The following is a 20,691-nucleotide window of genomic DNA, read 5'->3' as shown; positions in this document are numbered from 1 at the left end:
CAGACCCGATAAACGTTGTGTTATCGGGCCTGTACTAAGGATTAGCCTTCGGCATTCACCACTTTAATCTCAACCATCCCGATACCCAGCTTACGCGGGGAGTGGCCGAGAATATTGCCTTCATTGGTCGATACCGGGTCGGGCGGCACAATCACCAGCGTACTGGCATTTGACGGGTTATCAAAATGCAGCGTTGTTGTGGTGACTTCGTTCTCTAACACCAGCGTCTGTTCTTCCTTGCCTACGCGAACAGGAATAGGGCGATTAGCATTCGCGCCAAAGGCTTTGGCGGTGATCACCAGATCGAATTTCTTCGGTAACGGCGTGTTGTATTCAATCTTCACTTCATTACCCAGTTGCGCATTAGACCAGCGCCCCCACGATTCCGGTCGTGAAATCCCGCTGAACTGCTTCACCTCTTCCGGCGCGCCAGCCACGTTAAAGATAAAACTGTCGGCTTTATAACGAATGTCGTTATCGACGATCTTCAACGTATCAACGTTGCCTTTGTAACGTTCCATATCGATAACCGTATCTTTAAACGCCGTTTTGCCTTTCCACTGTGCTTTATCGACGTGCTGGATGCTTTGTTGCCCGCCCAGTTGCCCTTGTGAAACGCACCAGTCGGTGGAGAGCGCCAGCTCCGGCGCCCACAGCTGCGCCATTTTGTAGCAGCGATCGACCCAGACGAAGTTATCGCGCGGGGCAAAATTAGCCAGCTGGAAACGCAGCGGGGCAGAGTATTCACTTTCCGGCAGCGGTTCGACGCGCTTATCCGACACCCGCAACAGCAGCGGCAGGCGGAAGTGGCTCCCTGAGAAAGCGATCATGTCTTTATCCCGATCGACGGTAAAATCCTTCATCTCTTTCGGGAAGTTCCACAGGCGAATAATGTCCGGCTTCATCGCCAGGATTTTCTCTTTGCTGTTCAGGAAGACTTCCGACAGCGACTGACCGGAGAGGCTGCTGCGCCCCAGGCCGATAAAGTTATCCCCGCCCAGAATATCCAGCACGGTCGCGCCGTTATCCATCGTGTTGCGTTTCACCGCCAGCGTATCCTGCTGAGGCTGGTCGCCGCGCAGCACGAAGAACAGGTTGTTGCGATCCTGTTTGTTCAGGTACTTCCACGCGGTGTTGTTCATCGCCAGATGGTCGGAGGAAACCACGATGACGGTATTTTTAAACCACGGCGATGCTTTGATTTTATTGATAAATTCGGCGATGTTCTCCTGGCTGCAACTGACGGCGCTAAAGGACTGGTTCGGCTTACCGTCGAAGTCGTAACGCTTGCGGTTACAGGTGCGTGAGATAAACCCGTCCGGGTGGTGAGTATCCACCGTCAGCGTAAACAGCGAGAAACGCTGGCCGGAGCGAGAGAGTTCTTCAAACTTTTTCCATGCCTCGTCGAGCACCGTATCGTCGTAAAAGCCCCAGTCGTTACGATAGCTCGGGTCAGCCACCACGGTTTTTAATTCTTCCGCACCATACAGATGGTCGAAACCGTGGGATTTGAGGAACACGTCTTTTCCGGCGAAACGCAGATTTGCGCCCTGCACAAAATAGTTCTGATAGCCGGAGTTTTTCAGGATATCGCCCAGGCAGATATTCTGCGGGAAGAAGCTGGATACGGAAGCCGACGCGTTGCCTTCAAACGGCGCAAACAGCGGGATGCCGCACTGCGAGGCGACCATTCCGGCGATGGTGTAATCTGTGCCCGGCAATTGCATGGTGTGGCTGAAATCCAGCCCTTCGTTTTTCAGCGCTCCGAGTTCCGGCGTGAGATCCGGGAAGGCATCGTTATCAAAATAGGTGCGCTCCAGGCTTTCACCGTAGATATAGACCAGGTTGAGCTGCGGATTCGGGATCGTTTTCGACGGTTCTTTGTAATAAGCCGGGAAGTCCGGGTCGCCATCGCGCGACTGGGATTTGACCAGTTCGGAGATCTGGCGAAATGCCGGGCTGGCATCCACCGATCCCAGCGCCAGTAAGAGCGCCAGCAGGCTGTAGCCAAAATGGTGAGGATGGTGGCGACGCCTGCGCAGAACCCAGCCTAACGCGCCAAATACGGCGGCCAGCGCAAGTACGATGCCGGCGCCGGGCAGAATATATTTGCTGACGCCGGCACCCGTCAGGCTGTTGGTCAGCGTGTAGAGAACCGCATCGTTAATGCCGTCACCGGTAAAGTAATCACTGGCATAGAGCGTAATATTTAAGACAACAAAAAGCCCAAGTACCGCTAAAATGGCGGCAAACCACCAGGTGTTGCGACCCGCTTTCCACGCATAAATCAGCACGGACGCGAGAAACAGGGCGATGGAAAGTAACTCAGACAACTGATGATCCTCAATAAACCCGCATTCGGCAGGCGGCGTAATCTCTTTTCAGGACATACAATGTAATGGCGATGTCATATTGCTGCAATTATGGTGACATTAAAATGTGCAGTGATTAAGAATTGGTTTAGAACCTGGCTTTTTTGATCGTCGTCACTTCCCGTGATGCGGGGAAGGCGAGACAGAGAGAAGTAGAAAGAGAGAGGTCAGGCCGCGCTCAACGCTAAACGGTTGAAACGCGGCATGTTGGCGCATCAGGAAATGAAGTTCATCCCCTGTTTTAACACCAGGTCGCAGGCTTTGGTTTTCACTTTTTCCGCCAGCGGCGTGCTGCCAATATTATCCAGGCTAAGCTGTTCGCCGTTTTGGGTATTCAGCAGACCCTGAATGCCATCCAGATAATTGGTGTCCTGCTTCTGTTCGGCGGCGCCAAGTCCCAGTTTATCCAGCACCTGGTTTTTAACGTTTTCCGCATCGGTAACGGAAGTCAGTTTCTGTTTCGCGCAATACTGCAAAATACCCGCCGCGTTGTTCATGTTATCAGCGCTTAATGCCTGATTGCCGCCATTCAGCAGGCTGGTCAGAGAAGACAGCGACATGCCGCCCTGCTGTGAAGAGCTGCTTTGTTTGCTCAGTTCGCTGGCGGCGCTGGAGAGAGAATCCTGCCAGGACGCGGCGAAAGCGCTGGTGGCGATAAACGCGCTGGCGGCAACCGCGCAGCACAGAAGACGTTTTGTGGTTTTCATCGTTATGACTCGTGTGTGTGTACCTTTCGTCGCAGTATAGCGCTTGCCTGGGTCGGAATGGTCTTAATACTCTTTGCCGGTGACGCGGCTACGGTAGCTTTCCCAGTTGAAGATCACCCACAGACTGTTGCCCAGACGCATACGATCCATTACGCGTTCGCCAAGGAGTTTGGTCATCTCATCCATATTGCTGTTGGTTAACATCCCGGTAGGGCGTTTGGATGATGAGCGGCGATCGACGATCTGGTTAATGATCACTTTTTCATAGCGGGATTCGGTCTGCATGCCGATCTCGTCGATCACCAGCAGATCCACATTGCTGAGATCGTTGAGCAACTGCTCTTCGCTGGTTTCGCGATTGCTAAAGGTGCCTTTCATCGCGGACATAATATCGGCGACGGTAATGATCAAAACCGATTTTCCGCGCAGCAGCAGTTCATTGCAGATTGCCGCCGCGAGATGGTTTTTCCCGGTGCCGGGTTTGCCCGAAAAGATAAAGCTGGCGATGTTGCCGTCGAACTCTTCGACGTACTGCCGCGCTTTGCTCAGCGCGTTCATCTGCCCGTCGTTCTCAACACGATAGTTATCAAACGAGCAGTTTTGATGCAGCGGACGGATGCCGGAACGGTTGAACGTGCGCTGCATTTTCATCGCCCGGTTTTCACGCGCCAGCGCTGCCGCACGCATTTCGCCTTGCTCTTTCTGCCATGCCAGCAGTTCTTCGCCCGTTTTGAATGCAGGCTCAACATTTGCTGGCATCATTTTTTGCAGACGTTTCATCAGGTCGCCAACGTTTTTCATCGTTACCCTCGAAAACCAGGTGGAATATGGTCGTCAGGTTCGCTGACGTTGTTCACATCACGTTTCGGCATACCGCCGTTACTGGCCCGGCTGATTTGCACGCTGCGCGCCAGCTTTTGCTGCCACTGGATGTGGTGAAAAATCTTACCTTCCGCTTGCCAGTAAGCCACAAACGAGGCCAGCTCTTCGGCGGTGACGGGTTCCCTTAGCGCGACGCCCCACAGCGCGGCCTGCCGCTGAAAGTCAGCATCCGGCTGCCAGTCTGCGTACATGGCGAATTTCCCCAGCGGAACAGCCACAGGCGCGGCCTGGGAGTCTTCGTAGAGTTGAGCATCCAGTGTGACATCGCTTCCCGGGCGCGATAACTTTTCCTCCAGTGCCAGCAGTTCCGCCAGACGTGCCGGCGTCACGGCATAAAACGCGGGCGCGTTATTGGCGAAGACCGCCACCGCGCCGCTTGCCGATTTTGCCAGCACCGCGTTGTGATCGTGTAATAAGGCGTCAATACCGATGACGTCCGGGGTCAAAATTCTGGAAGACATAATGTTTCTCAACAGGGAACCACAACCGAGAAGGAATACTGTTTTTATAGTAACACACAGACGGGAGATATCGGCAGGGTGAGGGAAAGCGGCCTCACCCTGCCTGAGCGCAGGGAGAAAAGCATTACACCCGTGGGCGTTTGCGATACAGCCACAGACCGGGAACGGAAAGCCCGATGGAAAGCGCGCCGACAATAGAGGAGGCTTTCAGGAAATTGGTCAGCAATGTGATCATCAACGGTTCGCTGTAGCCAAAGTGGCTGATTTTGACGGCGGATATCATTGCCGTATAGGCGGATATCCCCGGAAACATCGGGATGACTGCCGCGACGGTAAAGACTTTGGGGTGCGCCAGATACCAGCGCGACCACTGAATGCCGATGCTCCCTACCAGCAGCGAGGCCATAAATGTCGACCATTCGATATTAAACCCGGCGGTCATCATCACCATGCGTGAGCCGTGGCCCAGCGCGCCGAGCAACGCACACCAGGGGAGCGCCCGGTGCGGCACGTTGAACACCATCGCAAAGCCCACTGCCGGGATTGCGGAGAGAATCATGTCCTGCATCAGCGCCAGAAGAAAATCGATTACACCCATCCGCGTAGCCCCCACAGCGTCATCGACATCACCACGCCGACGCACGTCGCCAGCGTTAACAGACTGGCAATCGCCCAGCGCGCCAGACCGGTATTAATGTGGCCCTTAAACATATCCGCGACGGAATTAATCAGCGGAAACCCCGGCACCAGCAGTAAGACGCTGGCGGCCATGGCGATGGTCGGAGTATGGCTGAAAGTGGGCAAGCGAAGCAAAAGGCCGGAAATGGTGGTGGCGACAAAAGCGGTGATGCAAAAGTTGATTTGTGGGTGTAAATGCCGATGCGCCAGTATCTGGCGAATATACATCGCCACCATGCTGGCGAAAAAGGTGATCACCGCGCCATCCCATCCGCCGTTATTCAGTTTGCAGAAGCAGGCGCAGGAAAGCCCGACCATCAGCGACACCAGCCACCGCGGGTAGCGCAACGGTCTGAGCTGGCTAAAGCGCTTCTCTACGCCTTTTATATCCAGCAAATTATGTTCGGCCAGGATGACAATATGCTGCACCTCCGTGACAACGTGCATATTAATGCCGCGATCCTGGTTCTTACGTGTCGATGTCAGACACTGCCCATCTTTAATGGTGGTGAGAACGATAGCGTTGGAGGAGATGGCGCTTTCCACGCTGTCCATCCCTAACGCCAATCCCAGGCGGGTGGAGAGTTCATCAACCAGCGCGCTCTCCGCGCCGTGTTGCAGTAAAAAAAGCCCGCATTGAATACATAACCGTGTAACCGTTCGCTGTAACGACTGCTCTGTTTGCATGACTCGCCCTGACTGAAAAGACGCGTTGCGTACCATCTGAATGACGAAAGTCTTCTTTGTATCATGAAGCCCGACCCTTTTGGCTCTGGCTAAGATCAATTTTGTGATGAAAAAAGAGGCAGGATGCCAGACAATCAGTCTGTGAATGTCATAATTGCAGTATATTGAATGCCTTACGTCGGACGTAAATGACAGGGAATGAAGTATCGTCTGTAACCTCTGAAATTAATGAGACGATATTCTTTTCTTGTGCTTCCTGAAAGCATAACTATCTGATGCGAAACATAGCGTGAGTTTATTAAATTCCCCTTGCATATGTTAGAAATGCTAATGATCTAATTTAGTTAATTTAATTGTACCGCAATTATTTTTAGCGGTAATTATGCAATAATAGTTTGGTGATTTTATACTATGCGGATCATTGTATAGAGTCGTTATTGCTATAACATTTCAAATAAAAGCCAAGGATAAACAATTCACTTCGTCTATTACCACGTCTGTTTTTCTCATTAATTATATTATTTATTAATGAGTGAACAGGAGGGGAGACCTGTGGATATGGAGGAGATATGTTGCCAGGATGCCGCAAAAACATAATTATTATCAGTAAAATACCTGTTATACAGACGGGGTTAAAAGAGGTGGTGCTGGGCCATTTCCCTGCTTATGAACTGATGTACTGCCGTTCCGTAGAAGAACTGACATTAATGCAGTTGCGCCGCTCCGATGTAGTGATTACGGATTTAACGGGAGAATGTAAACATCCCCGCGCTGTCTGCGAGCAATTTTACGCTTTATTATCTCAATACCATGATATTCACTGGGTATTTCTTGTTTCCCGTGCGTTTTACTCACAGGCGATTGAGCTTCTGATGAGCCCCTTCAGTACGTTGCTGTCTGACGTTGAACCGGTTGAGAATCTGGTAAACGTGATTGAAGCAGGCAATGCCCATACGGACAGGATCAGTAAGACGCTGCTATCTCCCGCTCTGCCAGATGTCTCGAGTTTTGGCCATCGTCCGGTTGTTCTTACGCTGTCGGAACGGAAAGTGTTACGGCTTCTGGGTAAGGGTTGGGGGATTAATCAGATAGCGATGTTGCTTAAGAAGAGTAATAAAACGATTAGCGCGCAGAAAAACAGTGCGATGCGACGTCTGTCAATACACAGCAATGCTGAGATGTATGCCTGGATAAACAGTTCTCAGGGAGCAAGAGAATTGAATTTACCTTCAGTTTATGGAGATGCTACTGAATGGAAAACAGAATTGCCAAGGGAAATGTCGCACTCATAGAGAAGTGCGTAATGAGCAGTATTGGAATGAAGAGTTTATTTGACGCGTTTCCTGATTGCCAATATAAACTTCATATTTTTCCAACTCAATCTGCTTTCCAGAAAGCGATGTTAAGTACTCCCTTTTCCGTCGTTATTTTTTCACTTTCTGCGATGCGGGAAGATCGCCGGATGGGGCTGGCTTATCTGGCGGAACTGGCTGTGAATTTTCCTCGTGTGCGCCGACTGGTCATCGCGGATGATGATGCGGAAGCCCGGTTAATTGATTCGCTGTCGCCTTCGCCGTTAGATGGGGTCTTAAGTAAAGCGTCGTCACTGGCCAGTTTGCAGGAAAAGCTCTTTTTATTATTGAACAGTAAGCGAGAGGTGACGGAACATACTCTGAACCTCTGGTATCTCAATCAGAGCCGAATGATAAGCCCCACTGAGCGTGAAATTCTGCGTTTTATGTCGAATGGTTATTCGATGCCACAGATAGCCGTCCAGCTGGAACGCAATATCAAGACGATTCGCGCCCATAAATTTAATGTGATGTCTAAACTGGGCGTCAGTTCAGATGCCGGATTGCTTGATGCGGCGGATATCCTGCTGTCTCTGCGCGCCGAAAAGCCGGGTCGCTTATCCGCGTAATTCTGTAGTCGCTCTGTATTTACAGGTTGCTTGTGCCGGGTTTATCGCCCGGGCACAAATAGCATCACTGGCACACATCAATCCAGGTTGCTGAAGTGAGTTCTGCCATTCTGTCGGGGGAAATTCGGACTGCGCTGTGCGTTGCCCCTGCGGCTGGTAAGACTTCAGCATAATGTTTTAATGAGACGTCGCAATAGACGGGCAGAGGCGTTTCCAGCCCGAAAGGGCAGACACCGCCGACCGGGTGCCCTGTGGCGATCACGACTTCATCGCTGCTGAGCATTCGCGCTTTCGCGCCAAACGTGCTCTTGAGTTTCTTATTGTCCAGGCGGGCATCGCCTTTGGCGACAACCAGAATAATGTCGTCTTTCACCTTAAGTGAAAGCGTTTTTGCTATCTGTCCTGGCGCGACATTGTGTGCTTTCGCTGCCAGTTCCACCGTCGCCGTACTCTGATTTAATTCGATGATTTCAATATCCGGGGCACGTTCGGCCAGAAACTGCCGTACCGATTGCAGACTCATTCTTTTCTCCTGACGCTGTATTAGCAGTCCTGTTTTTCAGAAAACCGCGTGGCGTAATTTGTCATAAGGAAAGCGGCACTGTAAATAATTTATGTAATAAACCAGCAGCATGAGCGATTTTTCGATCGTCTTCACATTCACAGAAACCGGTTACAGTAACCGGTTGCAGTCCGGCGGGCGGGGATTAATACTGAACCTGTCACTTCCTCTGTATCACATAATAAGAGCCATTTATGAAACTTCATTCTCTCTGCTGTATCGCTGGTGTTCTCCCCGGCGCGGTCGCGAAAAGTAGTAATGGACCCTTACACGGCGGTGCTGCTGCCAGCACGTCTATGTTGTTTTGACTGACAGGAGAACGCTATGTCTACCAACCATGCTGTGTTTAATGTGATTTTTCGGTTTGTCGAAAACTACGTGAGTCCCGTTGCCGGACGTATTTCCTCACAACGTCATGTTATGGCAATTCGTGATGGCTTCATTTCGGCAATGCCGTTTATGATTGTCGGCTCCTTCCTGCTGGTTTTCGCCTATCCTCCTTTCTCACCGGACACCACCTGGGGATTTGCCCGTGGCTGGCTGGCGCTGGCGAAACAGTTTGAAAGCCAGATTTTGACGCCGTTTGATATGACGATGGGGATCATGTCCATCTATATCTGTGCGGCCATTGCCTATAACCTGGGCAAACACTATGTTAAATCGCATCAGTTAGATCCGTTTATGTGCGCCATGCTCTCGATCATGGCCTTCTTGCTGGTTGCCGCGCCGAAAACAAACGGTACTATGCCGGTTGACAGCCTGGGCGGAACGGGGATTTTTACCGCGATTCTGGTGGCGATTTATTGTGTTGAAATGATGCGCTTCCTGAAGGCGCATAACATTGGCATTCGCCTGCCCGACCAGGTGCCGCCGATGATCAAGAACTCCTTTGATCTGCTGATTCCGGTGCTGGTGGTGGTTCTGACCTTGTATCCGCTGAGCCTGGCGATCCAGTCGCAGTTCGATATGCTGATCCCACAGGCGATCATGGCGATCTTTAAACCGCTGGTTTCCGCTGCGGATTCATTGCCCGCTATTTTGCTGGCGGTGCTGATTGGGCATCTGCTGTGGTTTGCGGGGATTCACGGAGCAGCGATTGTCTCCGGGATGCTGCAAATGTTCTGGCTGACCAATCTCGGTATGAACCAGACCGCGTTGGCGCAGGGGGCGCCGTTGCCGCACATTTTCATGGAAGCCTTCTGGACTTTCTTCATCGTCATTGGCGGTTCTGGCGCCACGATGGGGCTGGTGATTTGTTATTTACGCAGCCGTTCCGTACATTTGCGCTCTATTGGCCGCTTAAGCGTCGTGCCGAGTATCTTTAATATCAACGAACCGGTTATTTTCGGGACGCCGATTGTGATGAACCCGGTGTTCTTTATCCCGTTTCTGCTGGCGCCAATGGTGAACGCCGTGCTGGCGTGGGCGGCGATGAAACTGGATCTGATTGGGCGGGTGATTTCCGTGGTGCCGTGGACTGCGCCCGCACCGGTTGGCGCTGCGTGGGCACTGGGCTGGGACTACCGTGCGGCGATCCTGGTGGTTATACTGGCGCTGGTGTCCGCCATCATATACTTCCCGTTCTTTAAGGTTTATGAGAAGCAGCTTCTGGCGCAAGAGGCAGAAGAGGCCGGGCGTGCAGAAGAGGAGAGTCAGCAGATGGCCTGACGTGTTGAACAAGGCGCTGCGGCGCCTTGTTTATTTCAGCGTACAGTCACCGCATTGCTGAACGTCTGGCAACCGGTAGCGTTGACAGCAGGTTCGGCGCACCAGCAGACCTTCGCGAGGGACGACGGTACGCCACAGCGGGTTATCCTGGCCGCTGGAAAGTTGCTTTTCGAAGAAGCAGCTCTGGCGCAGCGTTGCCAGCAATGCTTCGCCAAGCAGCGGTTTCATTTCGGTCAGATACCAGTTGATCAGATACCCGGTGTTACTCCAGATAAGCTTACCGTTAATATCGCCGGTTGATTCCAGTGCCTGAACGACCGGCATCAGCGCAGAGACGATCAACGTTTCCATTCTCTGTTGAGGAGAATGCGCGGTTGCCCGCTCGTCCTGATGAACATCAACCCAAAAACAGGCTGCGCGTCCGGTTTCGTGGAACTCAACGTGCATGTGCTCGGGCGAAACGTCAATGGCCCTTTCCTGGGTGAGCAGGGCAAGCATCAGAGGCGGTACCATCAGACCGATATACCATTGCGCCCAAAGTGAAATGAGCGGCTTATTTTCGCGTGGTTGCGTCGGTTGATGACGATAAATATGGTCGGAATAGATAGCCAGCAGGGAGCGCATCGTACCCGGTCGAGCCCACTGCGCCAGCGTCATGGCGCCCGTTGGGTGCGGTTCGTCCAGCCGAATAAAATCAAGCAGATGTTCGCGCGTCCGGGTTATCGTTTCACGCACGGCTTCAGCCAGCGAGGGCATCTCAGGCTGGAGATGGGCTCGCCAGGTGACATCTTCAATGATCGGTGCGGAACGGTAAGGCATAGCGCTGTATATAAGGATAGTAATCTAAATGATAATGATTGCTAATCCTAATGATAGCGATAGTCGATGGCAAGCGCTTTGTCGTGACGCTGTGCGCGGTAGCACGATGATATCGCCCTGTGTCAGACTGTACGCAGTTCGTCACTCGCAAGAATGTTGTTGCGCCCCAGGTTTTTGGCTTCATACAGCGCTTTATCCGCCTTGACGATTGCAGCCTCCATGTCCTGACCCAGTAGCGGCGCGATGCCAACGCTGATGGTGACATTGGTCGCCACGCTGACATTAAACATATGTGGGATTTTGAGATCGTAGACCTTCTGGCGAATACGTTCGGCGGTCGTGCGCGCCTCCTGTGGATCGGTCGCGGTCAGCAGGACCATAAACTCTTCGCCGCCAAAACGGGTGACAATATCCCGGGAACGGACAGCGTCACGAATCGCGGCTGAAACGCGAATGAGAGCCTGGTCGCCCATCATGTGCCCATAGTGATCGTTATAAGCTTTGAAGTGATCGATATCCAGCAGCAATACGTAGTGTTCTTCGTGCGTTTCCAGAGCAAGGAGCGTATTCAGCTTATTTTGCAGGCCGCGGCGATTATACAGGCCAGTCAAAGGATCGAGCATACTCAGCCCGTTCAGCGTTTCTCTCTCTTCCAGCAGTTTGTACATCAGCTGTTGAGCGAAATCGTCATAGCGTTTTTGAATAACATGCTGGATGGCAATGCCCGCCATCGGGAGCGCCATGAGATAAATAATCCGTATGCCGTGTTCGCTGCCATTAAGCCACAGGCAGGCCAGAACGGAAGGCAATGAATGGAACGTAAACGCAATGATATTATTAGCAAAGGCGATGGAGCCAATAAATAACACGCAGAGAAGGGCGATGAGTAGAAAAGTATAATCGCTATGGTTCATAGCATTATATTTCAGTGTGATATGCCAGGCCCACAATATGCCTGATATAACAGAAATAAAGGGGATATTAATCTTTTTATGCGTATATTTTCCGTGCCATATCAGAAGTAACGTACTTGCAACAAAGAGCAGTATTGCCGGGACTGAGACAGCCCTGACCTCATAAAGAGGAAAGACAAGCGTAAACAGCCCGGACACCGCATTGAGAAACAGAAAAAGGCGTAAAGAGAATTGATATTTTTTGGTGCGTAGCGCGCGCCAGGATTGAGCTGTCATATCTGAATGTCGTTATTTATCTATGAATTACGCTGGTTGGGGCCAAAATGAAAAATAACGTGCGGGAAAAAGCCCGCATAAATAAACGTTTTTATTGTTTGTAAGTTAACCACTGCCCAATCTATCACCTTGCTGAATTCATGTCATCAATTGTTAAGACAATCTCATACAAGGAAGTGTGACGAACTGCTGACAAATGAGAAATTTTATCATATGCTATTGGTTATCATTATCGGTATCAGAGGTAAAGCCATGTTGCAGCGTACACTGGGCAGTGGATGGGGGATATTGTTGCCGGGTATTTTTATTACCGGACTGGCGTTTGCCGGCCTCTCCATTGACGCATGGAAGGTACTGATTGTATTAGGGTTACTGCTGACTTCGTTGATGCTGTATCACAAACGCTTACGGCATTTCGTCCTGCTGCCGTCATGTGTCGCGCTGATCAGCGGCATGGTGCTGGTTATGATGAATTTGAATCAGGGATGAACAAACAAGGCGTAAAACAGAGAAGGGAAATAAGATAATTGGTGCGAGGGGGGGACTTGAACCCCCACGTCCGTAAGGACACTAACACCTGAAGCTAGCGCGTCTACCAATTCCGCCACCTTCGCACAGTCATCTTACTTTTTTGATATCGCCTCGTTGGTGCGAGGGGGGGGACTTGAACCCCCACGTCCGTAAGAACACTAACACCTGAAGCTAGCGCGTCTACCAATTCCGCCACCTTCGCCCAGTGCGAGCAATATCAACGTGGTTTTGGTGCGAGGGGGGGGACTTGAACCCCCACGTCCGTAAGGACACTAACACCTGAAGCTAGCGCGTCTACCAATTCCGCCACCTTCGCATACCATCGATTCTTAAAAAGAATCGCTACCACGGAGGCGCATTCTAGTGGTTTTCAGCTTTTCGTCAATAGTTAATTACGCAGGATGGATTGATTGCTGCAAAAATGGGCGCTAACCGCAGGCCGGATAAGCGAAGTGCCATCCGGCATCCGCAAACCATGCCGGATGGCGGTGCAGGCACTTTATCCGGCCTACGATGACCACTCTATTTCTTCGCCTGGCGCGTCATCACCGTGCGGTAAACTTTAAAGCGCCCGGTTTGCGCAATCACTTCGTGGAAGCCAAACGTTTCATCCAGCACTTTCGGGTAGGGCAGGAAGGCGTTAGCCACGATGCGCAACTCACCGCCGCTGTTGAGGTGGCGAACCGCGCCGCGAATCAGCGTTTGCGCGGCATCCAGGCTGGTTTGTATTCCATCGTGGAACGGCGGGTTAGAGATGATCATATCAAAACGCCCTTTTACGTCAGAAAAGACGTTACTGGCGAACACCTCACCCTCAACGCCGTTTGCCGCAAGCGTTGCGCGACTGGCCTCAACGGCAGGCGCGGAAACATCACACAGGGTTAAACGCACTTTTGGCGAGTGGCTGGCTAAGGCCGCAGAGAGCACGCCTGCGCCGCAACCGACATCCAGCACTTTGCCTTTGGTATGTGGCGTCAGCGTGGAAAGCAGCAACTGGCTGCCGACATCCAGACCGTCGCGGCTGAAAACGCCGGGCAGCGTTTTGATGGTCAGATCGTTAATGCGGTACTCGCCCCAGTATTTTTCCGCATCAAAGACAGGCTGTTTTTCCAGACGGCCATGATACAGCCCGCAGCGGCGCGCGCTGTCGATTTTGTTCAGCGGCGCGTAGTCGGCCAGCATTTGCTCTGCGCTGCGAACGCCGCTACGGTTTTCGCCCACCACGAAGATGTCGGTGCCGAGCGGCAGCAGCGACAGGATATTCATCAACTGGAACTGGGCTTCAGGTTTATTTTTCGGCCAGTAGTAGATCAGCGTGTCGCAGTCCGCGACGTCGTCAGCGTGGGCGACCAGGCTAAAGCGCGCCTTCTCGCCCATCAGCTGGCTTAACAACTGCCAGTGGTGGAATTGTTGCGTATGCACGCGGCTGGCGGCGCTTTCGAAGCGGGCTGGCAGGTCATCCTGCAAATCTCCGGCAAACAGAATACGGCTTTGTTCGAAATCATCACTGTGGCGCAGCAAGACTTCACTTGCCGGGGTAAAAGCAGACATGAAAGGTTCCTCTATTGTTCCTGGCGGCGATTATAGTTGTTTGTTGGCGCAGTTTCGACGAATTTGCTATATTTGCGCCCCTGACAGACAGGAGCGTTTCGCTATGACATCCCGACGAGACTGGCAATTACAGCAACTGGGCATTACCCAGTGGTCGCTGCGTCGCCCTGGCGCGCTACAGGGGGAAATCGCGATTTCCCTTCCTGCGCACGTTCGTCTGGTGGTCGTGGCGGAAGAATTACCGGCGCTGACCGAACCCTTGATGAGCGATATTTTGCGCGCATTGACCGTCAGTCCCGACCAGGTATTACCGTTGACGCCTGACCGCGTCGCCATGCTGCCGGAAGGCAGCCGGTGCAACAGCTGGCGGCTGGGTACTGAAGAGCCTTTGCTGCTGGAAGGCGCTCAGGTGACAAGTCCTGCGTTTAATGAATTACGGGCAAACCCAACGGCACGCGCCGCACTATGGCAACAAATTTGCGCATATGAACACGATTTCTTCCCTCAATCCGACTGATTTACCTGCTGCGTTTCTGATTGAAAAACGCGCCCATGCGTTTCCGTGGAGTGAAAAAACCTTTGCCAGCAATCAGGGCGAACGTTACCTCAACTATCAACTGACGGTCGGCGGAAAGATGGCGGCGTTCGCGATTACGCAGGTGGTGCTGGATGAGGCGACGCTGTTCAATATTGCGGTCGACCCGGATTTTCAGCGTCGGGGGCTGGGGCGAGAACTGCTGGAACATCTGATTGATGAACTGGAAAAACGCGGCGTCCTGACGTTATGGCTGGAGGTGCGCGCCTCAAATGCCGCCGCCATCGCACTCTATGAAAGTTTAGGTTTTAATGAGGCAACGGTGCGCCGTAATTACTACCCGACGGCTGACGGGCGTGAGGACGCGATAATCATGGCATTGCCAATCAGTATGTAAGACAAGGTGGAATGATGAAGTGGGACTGGATTTTCTTTGATGCCGACGAAACGCTGTTTACATTTGACTCGTTTACCGGCTTACAGCGGATGTTTCTCGACTATAGCGTCACCTTTACCGCTGAAGATTTTCAGGACTACCAGGCCGTCAATAAACCGCTGTGGGTGGATTATCAGAACGGCGCTATCACTTCGCTTCAGCTTCAGCGCCAGCGCTTTGTCGGCTGGGGCGAGCAGCTGAACGTCCCGCCTGAAGAGTTAAATGATGCGTTTATGAATGCTATGGCGGAGATTTGCGCACCGCTGCCGGGTGCGGTTTCGCTGGTTAACGCCCTGCACGGTAAGGTGAAGATGGGCATCATCACCAACGGATTCACCTCATTGCAGCAAATTCGCCTTGAACGAACAGGGCTTCGCGATCGTTTTGGTCTGCTGGTTATTTCTGAAGAAGTGGGCGTGGCGAAGCCCGATCCGCGCATCTTTGATTACGCGCTGGAGCAGGCGGGCAGCCCTGACCGCTCTCGCGTGTTAATGGTCGGCGATACCGCAGAGTCTGATATTCTCGGCGGCATTAACGCCGGGCTTTCCACCTGCTGGCTGAATGCGCACCATCGCGAGCAGCCTGCGGGCATTGAACCGACCTGGACCGTGGCGTCATTAAGCGAACTGGAGCAACTCCTGTGTAAACACTGATTGCCTCCCCCCCGTTGATGGGTAAAATAGCCGCAATTTTTCGTATTCAACATGCGTGGTCAGACGCCGCGCTTACTCAAGAAGATTGAACTATGACGTTGTCTCCTTATTTGCAAGAGGTGGCTAAGCGCCGCACTTTTGCCATTATTTCTCACCCGGATGCCGGTAAAACCACTATCACTGAGAAGGTATTGTTGTTCGGACAGGCTATCCAGACTGCCGGGACGGTAAAAGGCCGTGGCTCCAGCCAGCATGCAAAATCTGACTGGATGGAAATGGAAAAGCAGCGTGGTATTTCTATTACCACGTCGGTAATGCAGTTCCCGTATCATGATTGCCTGGTCAACCTGCTGGACACCCCCGGGCACGAAGACTTCTCGGAAGATACCTACCGCACGCTGACGGCGGTGGACTGCTGTCTGATGGTGATTGACGCGGCAAAAGGTGTCGAAGATCGTACCCGTAAGCTGATGGAAGTAACCCGCCTGCGCGATACGCCGATCCTCACCTTTATGAACAAACTCGACCGTGACATCCGCGACCCGATGGAGCTGCTGGATGAAGTTGAGAACGAGCTGAAAATCGGCTGTGCGCCGATCACCTGGCCGATTGGCTGCGGGAAGCTGTTTAAAGGCGTCTATCACCTTTATAAAGACGAAACTTACCTGTACCAGACCGGTAAAGGCCACACCATCCAGGAAGTGCGCATTGTAAAAGGTCTGGATAACCCGGAACTTGACGCTGCCGTAGGGGAAGACCTGGCGCAGCAGCTGCGCGACGAGCTGGAACTGGTGCAGGGCGCGTCCAACGAGTTTGACCATGAGCTGTTCCTCGCGGGCGAAATCACCCCGGTCTTCTTTGGTACAGCGCTGGGTAACTTCGGCGTTGACCATATGCTGGATGGCCTGGTGGAGTGGGCGCCTGCGCCGATGCCGCGCCAGACCGATACCCGTACGGTAGAAGCGAAAGAAGAGAAGTTCACCGGTTTCGTGTTTAAGATTCAGGCCAATATGGACCCAAAACACCGCGACCGCGTGGCGTTTATGCGAGTGGTCTCCGGTAAGTACGAAAAAGGCATGAAAATGCGCCAGGTACGTATCGGCAAAGATGTGGTGATTTCTGATGCGCTGACCTTTATGGCGGGCGACCGTTCCCACGTTGAAGAGGCGTATCCGGGCGATATTCTGGGCCTGCACAACCACGGCACCATTCAGATCGGCGACACCTTCACTCAGGGCGAAATGATGAAGTTCACCGGTATACCGAACTTCGCGCCGGAGCTGTTCCGTCGTATCCGCCTGAAAGATCCGCTGAAGCAGAAACAGCTGCTGAAAGGGCTGGTTCAGCTGTCTGAAGAAGGCGCGGTACAGGTGTTCCGTCCGATCGCCAACAACGATCTGATCGTGGGCGCTGTCGGCGTGTTGCAGTTTGACGTGGTGGTTGCCCGTCTGAAGAGCGAATACAACGTTGAGGCTATCTATGAATCCGTCAACGTCGCCACCGCACGCTGGGTTGAATGTACTGACGCGAAGAAATTCGAAGAGTTCAAGCGTAAGAACGAAGTACAACTGGCGCTGGATGGCGGTGATAACCTCACCTATATTGCACCGACAATGGTTAACCTGAACCTGACGCAGGAACGCTACCCTGACGTTCAGTTCCGCAAAACGCGCGAGCACTAATTGTCCCTCCAGGGCGCGTCATCCGGCGCGCCCTGTTACTTTCCCTGCCTTTTTAACCGCTTGCGGAATGTTCTTAAATCCCTCAGTTTTTCTTATGGTTGCTTGTTTTTTAAGCGTATCAGCAAGCGATTTTGCGATTGTGATCTATATTTAACAAAGTGATGACATAAATGACGACTTTTAACACTGTTCAATGCGTGAATACTGGTTGTTAAGGCCGTCATTTATCTTGTCTGCGATATTAATAACTGAATAAAGATGGGATTAGCGCCGCGATTCTGCATAAGTATGTTGATTGTGACGGCTGCCATCCATACAGGAATGAATCGATGACGACGACAAGACTGAAGATTTCTAAAACTCTCCTGGCCGTAATGTTGACCTCCGCTGTCGCGACCGGTTCTGCATTTGCGGAAACCTCTACGCTGGATAAGGCACAGTCCAGCGCAGAAAGCGCGGGACAGAAAGTCGATAGCTCTATGAATAAAGTCGGTAACTTCATGGATGACAGCGCCATCACCGCAAAAGTGAAAGCGGCGTTGGTGGATCATGAAAGTATTAAGAGCACCGATATCTCGGTCAAAACCGATAACAAAGTGGTGATATTAAGCGGCTTTGTTGAAAGCCAGGCTCAGGCTGAAGAAGCCGTGAAAGTGGCGGAAGGCGTTGAGGGTGTGACCTCCGTCAGCGACAAACTGCATGTTCGCGACAGCAAGTCCGGCACGATGAAAGGCTATGCCGGGGATACGGCCACTACCAGCGAGATCAAAGCGAAACTGTTGGCGGATGACATCGTGCCTTCCCGCAAAGTGAAAGTCGAAACCACCGACGGTGTGGTGCAGCTCTCAGGAACCGTAGATTCTCAGGCGCAAATCGACCGTGCTGAAAGTATCGCAAAAGCGGTTGATGGTGTGAAAAGCGTCAAAAATGACCTGAAAACTCAGTAATTCGTCTTAATTCGCCCTCCCGACGTTTGTCGGGAGGCGCAATGTACACCACACTAAAAATATCGCGAATGAGCAACCTGAACGCTCATATCAAGCGGTCGACATTAACTATGGTAAAGGAGAGGCTTATGTTTCGTTGGGGCATTATATTTCTGGTTATCGCGTTAATTGCCGCCGCTCTGGGTTTTGGTGGACTGGCAGGCACCGCGGCTAGCGCAGCGAAAATTGTCTTCGTCGTCGGGATTGTCCTGTTCCTGATCAGCCTGTTTATGGGCCGTAAACGACCCTAGCACGTCACCCGTAATACCCATGATTCATGCTAAGCCAGTCCATCGGACTGGCTTTTACGGTTTTAGCTATCGCGAATTTGCGTTACTTTGTCATTCTATAAAATAAAACACAGGAAGGCAGAGGTGGGGCAGCGAATACCCGTGACGCTCGGCAATATTGCGCCATTATCATTAAACGCGTTCCGACCAGGCCGAATGGCTCTGGTGTGCGAGGGCGGAGGGCAGCGGGGAATCTTTACCGCTGGCGTGCTGGATGAGTTTATGCGCGCGCAGTTCAATCCGTTCGACCTCTACCTCGGCACCTCTGCCGGGGCGCAAAACCTTTCCGCCTATCTCTGTAACCAGCCCGGCTATGGGCGCAAAGTTATTATGCGTTACACCACGAAGCGGGAGTTCTTCGACCCGGTGCGTTTTGTTCGCGGGGGGAACCTGATCGATCTCGACTGGCTGGTGGACGCGACATCCGGGCAGATGCCGCTGGCGATGGACACCGCCGCGCGTCTGTTTGATAGCGGAAAATTCTTCTATATGTGCGCCTGTCGTGGGGATGACTACACGGCGAACTATTTCTCGCCGACGAAGCAAAACTGGCTCGATATTATTCGTGCGACCAGCGCGATTCCGGGGTTCTACCGTACAGGCGTGGCGCTGGATGGCATCAATTATCTGGACGGCGGGATCAGCGATGCGATCCCGGTACAGGAGGCGGCAAAGCGTGGTGCGAAAACGATCGTGGTGATCCGCACGGTGCCTTCGCAAATGTACTATACGCCGCAGTGGTTTAAGCGCATGGAGCGCTGGCTGGGGGAGAGCAGTTTGCAGCCGCTGGTGAATCTGGTACAGCACCACGAAACCAGCTATAGCGCCATTCAGCGTTTTATTGAGAAGCCGCCGGGTAAGCTGCGTATCATTGAAATCTACCCGCCGAAACCGCTGCAAAGCATGGCGTTGGGCAGCCGTCTTCCTGCGCTGCGTGAAGATTACAAAATCGGACGCCTGTGCGGGCGCTATTTTCTGGCGACGGTGGGGAAACTGCTGACGGAGAAACCGCCGCTCTCCCGCCACACGCCGAAGATTGTCATTCCTGGCCCGGTGGTGGTGCCTCCGGCGGCGGTGGCCAACGATATGCACGTAGCAACGGTCAGCGGCGTGGCGCAGGCCAACGACACTACCTTCAATAATGAGGATCTGGCGTGAGTTGCCGATTTATCGACACGCATTGTCATTTTGATTTTCCGCCTTTCACCGGTGATGAAGCGGCCAGCATCCAGCGTGCCGCTGATGCGGGGGTTGGCAAAATCATTGTTCCGGCGACGGCTGCGGTCTGTTTTTCACGCGTGCTGGCACTGGCGGAACGCTTCCCGCCGCTGTTCGCGGCGCTGGGGCTGCACCCCGTGTTTATTGAGCAGCACGCAGATGACAGTCTGGAGCGCCTGCAACAGGCGCTGGATCAACGCCCGCAGAAAGTCGTGGCGGTAGGGGAGATCGGGTTGGATCTTTACCGCGATAATCCTCAGTTTGATGAGCAAGAACGGCTCCTGGAGGCGCAGCTTAAACTGGCGAAACGCTACGATCTGCCGGTGATCCTTCACTCGCGTCGCACCCATGACAAGCTGGCAATGCATCTCAAACGCCACGCCCTGGCGCGAACCGGGGTGGTACACGGTTTTTCCGGCAGCCTACAACAGGCGGAACGCTTTGTTCAGTTAGGCTACAAAATTGGCGTTGGCGGCACGATTACTTATCCGCGCGCCAGTAAAACGCGTGATGTGATGGCGCAACTACCGCTGGACGCATTGCTGCTGGAGACCGACGCGCCGGATATGCCGCTAAATGGTTTTCAGGGGCAGCCAAACCGCCCGGAACAGGCGGCACGGGTATTCAGCGAGCTGTGCGCGCTACGCGATGAACCCTCTGAGGTGATAGCCGAAACGCTGTATCGCAATACGGCGGCGTTATTTCGTCTCTGATTGCCGGATGCGACGCAAAAGCGTCTTACCCGGCCTACGGGCCGACATCATTTGTGGGCCGGATAAGGCGGCCTACGGGCCGACATCATTTGTGGGCCGGATAAGGCGGCCAACGGGTCGACATCATTTGTAGGCCGGATAAGGCGCAG

General features: G+C 52.8%; 22 protein-coding genes and 3 tRNA genes. 12 read left to right on the top strand and 13 right to left on the bottom strand.

The window, feature by feature from the left end:
• Positions 1-41: 41 nt before the first annotated feature.
• The 6 genes from opgB to FD428_RS18455 all read right to left on the bottom strand — a co-directional run bounded on the left by opgB (position 42) and on the right by FD428_RS18455 (position 5,787).
• Positions 42-2,333, bottom strand: coding sequence for a phosphatidylglycerol--membrane-oligosaccharide glycerophosphotransferase (gene opgB / locus FD428_RS18480; RefSeq protein ID WP_114847991.1), 2,292 nt, complete (start codon positions 2,331-2,333; stop codon positions 42-44).
• Positions 2,334-2,587: 254 nt separating this feature from the next.
• On the bottom strand, positions 2,588-3,079 hold the full coding sequence (locus FD428_RS18475) for a DUF2501 domain-containing protein (protein WP_058668533.1): 492 nt from the start codon (positions 3,077-3,079) through the stop codon (positions 2,588-2,590).
• Positions 3,080-3,142: 63 nt separating this feature from the next.
• Entirely contained in the window at positions 3,143-3,880 is a 738-nt protein-coding gene (dnaC, locus tag FD428_RS18470) for a DNA replication protein DnaC (RefSeq protein ID WP_049008305.1), read from the bottom strand.
• A 2-nt stretch (positions 3,881-3,882) separates the two neighbouring features.
• Positions 3,883-4,422 carry a primosomal protein DnaT gene (gene dnaT / locus FD428_RS18465; RefSeq protein ID WP_049008309.1) on the bottom strand — a complete coding sequence of 180 codons (540 nt, stop codon included), beginning with the start codon at positions 4,420-4,422 and terminating at the stop codon, positions 3,883-3,885.
• A gap of 124 nt (positions 4,423-4,546) precedes the next feature.
• Positions 4,547-5,020 (bottom strand): threonine/serine exporter, encoded by a 474-nt coding sequence (locus tag FD428_RS18460; protein ID WP_012134217.1) that lies wholly within the window; start codon positions 5,018-5,020, stop codon positions 4,547-4,549.
• Positions 5,011-5,787 carry a threonine/serine exporter ThrE family protein gene (locus tag FD428_RS18455; protein WP_114847990.1) on the bottom strand — a complete coding sequence of 259 codons (777 nt, stop codon included), beginning with the start codon at positions 5,785-5,787 and terminating at the stop codon, positions 5,011-5,013. Before FD428_RS18455 ends, FD428_RS18460 begins: the two co-directional genes overlap by 10 nt.
• 569 nt (positions 5,788-6,356) lie before the next feature.
• Between FD428_RS18455 and FD428_RS18450 the strand changes: the two genes are divergently transcribed.
• Positions 6,357-7,079 (top strand): LuxR C-terminal-related transcriptional regulator, encoded by a 723-nt coding sequence (locus FD428_RS18450; protein ID WP_114847989.1) that lies wholly within the window; start codon positions 6,357-6,359, stop codon positions 7,077-7,079.
• The gene (gene bglJ, locus FD428_RS18445) at positions 7,040-7,708 is read left to right on the top strand and encodes a DNA-binding transcriptional activator BglJ (RefSeq protein ID WP_049008312.1); all 669 of its coding nucleotides are present in this window, start codon (positions 7,040-7,042) and stop codon (positions 7,706-7,708) included. Before FD428_RS18450 ends, bglJ begins: the two co-directional genes overlap by 40 nt.
• A gap of 64 nt (positions 7,709-7,772) precedes the next feature.
• On the opposite strand, the gene FD428_RS18440 is transcribed toward bglJ, so the two are convergent.
• Positions 7,773-8,231, bottom strand: a complete 459-nt coding sequence (locus FD428_RS18440; RefSeq protein ID WP_012134213.1) for a YbaK/EbsC family protein — start codon at positions 8,229-8,231, stop codon at positions 7,773-7,775.
• Positions 8,232-8,594: 363 nt separating this feature from the next.
• Here FD428_RS18440 and FD428_RS18435 point away from each other — a divergent pair, with 363 nt between their 5' ends.
• A complete protein-coding gene (locus tag FD428_RS18435; RefSeq protein ID WP_024130738.1) occupies positions 8,595-9,938 on the top strand; it encodes a PTS sugar transporter subunit IIC in 1,344 nt (447 codons plus the stop codon).
• A 30-nt stretch (positions 9,939-9,968) separates the two neighbouring features.
• On the opposite strand, the gene fhuF is transcribed toward FD428_RS18435, so the two are convergent.
• Positions 9,969-10,757 carry a siderophore-iron reductase FhuF gene (gene fhuF / locus FD428_RS18430; protein WP_012134210.1) on the bottom strand — a complete coding sequence of 263 codons (789 nt, stop codon included), beginning with the start codon at positions 10,755-10,757 and terminating at the stop codon, positions 9,969-9,971.
• A gap of 122 nt (positions 10,758-10,879) precedes the next feature.
• Positions 10,880-11,947 carry a GGDEF domain-containing protein gene (locus tag FD428_RS18425; RefSeq protein WP_012134209.1) on the bottom strand — a complete coding sequence of 356 codons (1,068 nt, stop codon included), beginning with the start codon at positions 11,945-11,947 and terminating at the stop codon, positions 10,880-10,882.
• 252 nt (positions 11,948-12,199) lie between these two features.
• Between FD428_RS18425 and FD428_RS18420 the strand changes: the two genes are divergently transcribed.
• The gene (locus FD428_RS18420; RefSeq protein WP_080516675.1) at positions 12,200-12,436 is read left to right on the top strand and encodes a DUF1435 domain-containing protein; all 237 of its coding nucleotides are present in this window, start codon (positions 12,200-12,202) and stop codon (positions 12,434-12,436) included.
• A gap of 39 nt (positions 12,437-12,475) precedes the next feature.
• Here FD428_RS18420 and FD428_RS18415 read toward each other — a convergent pair.
• The 4 genes from FD428_RS18415 to rsmC all read right to left on the bottom strand — a co-directional run bounded on the left by FD428_RS18415 (position 12,476) and on the right by rsmC (position 14,029).
• Positions 12,476-12,561 (bottom strand) — tRNA-Leu (locus tag FD428_RS18415).
• A 32-nt stretch (positions 12,562-12,593) separates the two neighbouring features.
• A tRNA-Leu gene (locus FD428_RS18410) sits at positions 12,594-12,680 on the bottom strand.
• A 27-nt stretch (positions 12,681-12,707) separates the two neighbouring features.
• Positions 12,708-12,794 (bottom strand) — tRNA-Leu (locus tag FD428_RS18405).
• Between the two features lie 206 nt (positions 12,795-13,000).
• Entirely contained in the window at positions 13,001-14,029 is a 1,029-nt protein-coding gene (rsmC, locus tag FD428_RS18395; RefSeq protein WP_047459087.1) for a 16S rRNA (guanine(1207)-N(2))-methyltransferase RsmC, read from the bottom strand.
• A gap of 103 nt (positions 14,030-14,132) precedes the next feature.
• On the opposite strand from rsmC, the gene FD428_RS18390 reads away from it, so the two are divergent.
• The 8 genes from FD428_RS18390 (at position 14,133) to FD428_RS18355 (ending at position 20,542) form a co-directional block, all read left to right on the top strand.
• On the top strand, positions 14,133-14,546 hold the full coding sequence (locus FD428_RS18390; protein ID WP_024130737.1) for a DNA polymerase III subunit psi: 414 nt from the start codon (positions 14,133-14,135) through the stop codon (positions 14,544-14,546).
• Positions 14,515-14,961: a ribosomal protein S18-alanine N-acetyltransferase gene (gene rimI / locus FD428_RS18385; RefSeq protein ID WP_012134203.1), complete on the top strand. Its 447-nt coding sequence runs from the start codon at positions 14,515-14,517 to the stop codon at positions 14,959-14,961. The genes FD428_RS18390 and rimI overlap by 32 nt, the downstream gene beginning before the upstream one ends.
• A 14-nt stretch (positions 14,962-14,975) precedes the next feature.
• Positions 14,976-15,653 carry a pyrimidine 5'-nucleotidase gene (yjjG, locus tag FD428_RS18380; RefSeq protein ID WP_114847988.1) on the top strand — a complete coding sequence of 226 codons (678 nt, stop codon included), beginning with the start codon at positions 14,976-14,978 and terminating at the stop codon, positions 15,651-15,653.
• A gap of 92 nt (positions 15,654-15,745) precedes the next feature.
• Complete coding sequence (prfC, locus tag FD428_RS18375; protein WP_012134201.1) at positions 15,746-17,335, top strand: peptide chain release factor 3; 1,590 nt, start codon at positions 15,746-15,748, stop codon at positions 17,333-17,335.
• A 329-nt stretch (positions 17,336-17,664) separates the two neighbouring features.
• Positions 17,665-18,282 (top strand): molecular chaperone OsmY, encoded by a 618-nt coding sequence (gene osmY / locus FD428_RS18370; protein WP_012134200.1) that lies wholly within the window; start codon positions 17,665-17,667, stop codon positions 18,280-18,282.
• 128 nt (positions 18,283-18,410) lie between these two features.
• Positions 18,411-18,572: a DUF1328 domain-containing protein gene (locus FD428_RS18365; protein ID WP_047459078.1), complete on the top strand. Its 162-nt coding sequence runs from the start codon at positions 18,411-18,413 to the stop codon at positions 18,570-18,572.
• 123 nt (positions 18,573-18,695) lie between these two features.
• Complete coding sequence (locus tag FD428_RS18360; RefSeq protein WP_114847987.1) at positions 18,696-19,769, top strand: patatin family protein; 1,074 nt, start codon at positions 18,696-18,698, stop codon at positions 19,767-19,769.
• On the top strand, positions 19,766-20,542 hold the full coding sequence (locus FD428_RS18355; protein WP_114847986.1) for a metal-dependent hydrolase: 777 nt from the start codon (positions 19,766-19,768) through the stop codon (positions 20,540-20,542). Before FD428_RS18360 ends, FD428_RS18355 begins: the two co-directional genes overlap by 4 nt.
• The last annotated feature ends 149 nt before the right edge of the window (positions 20,543-20,691 follow it).

Source organism: Citrobacter sp. TBCP-5362, assembly GCF_005406305.1.
Classification (GTDB): Bacteria; Pseudomonadota; Gammaproteobacteria; order Enterobacterales; family Enterobacteriaceae; genus Citrobacter_B; species Citrobacter_B koseri.
The sequence above is the reverse complement of the archived record's forward strand: the minus strand, read 5'-3'. Positions and strand labels throughout refer to the sequence as shown.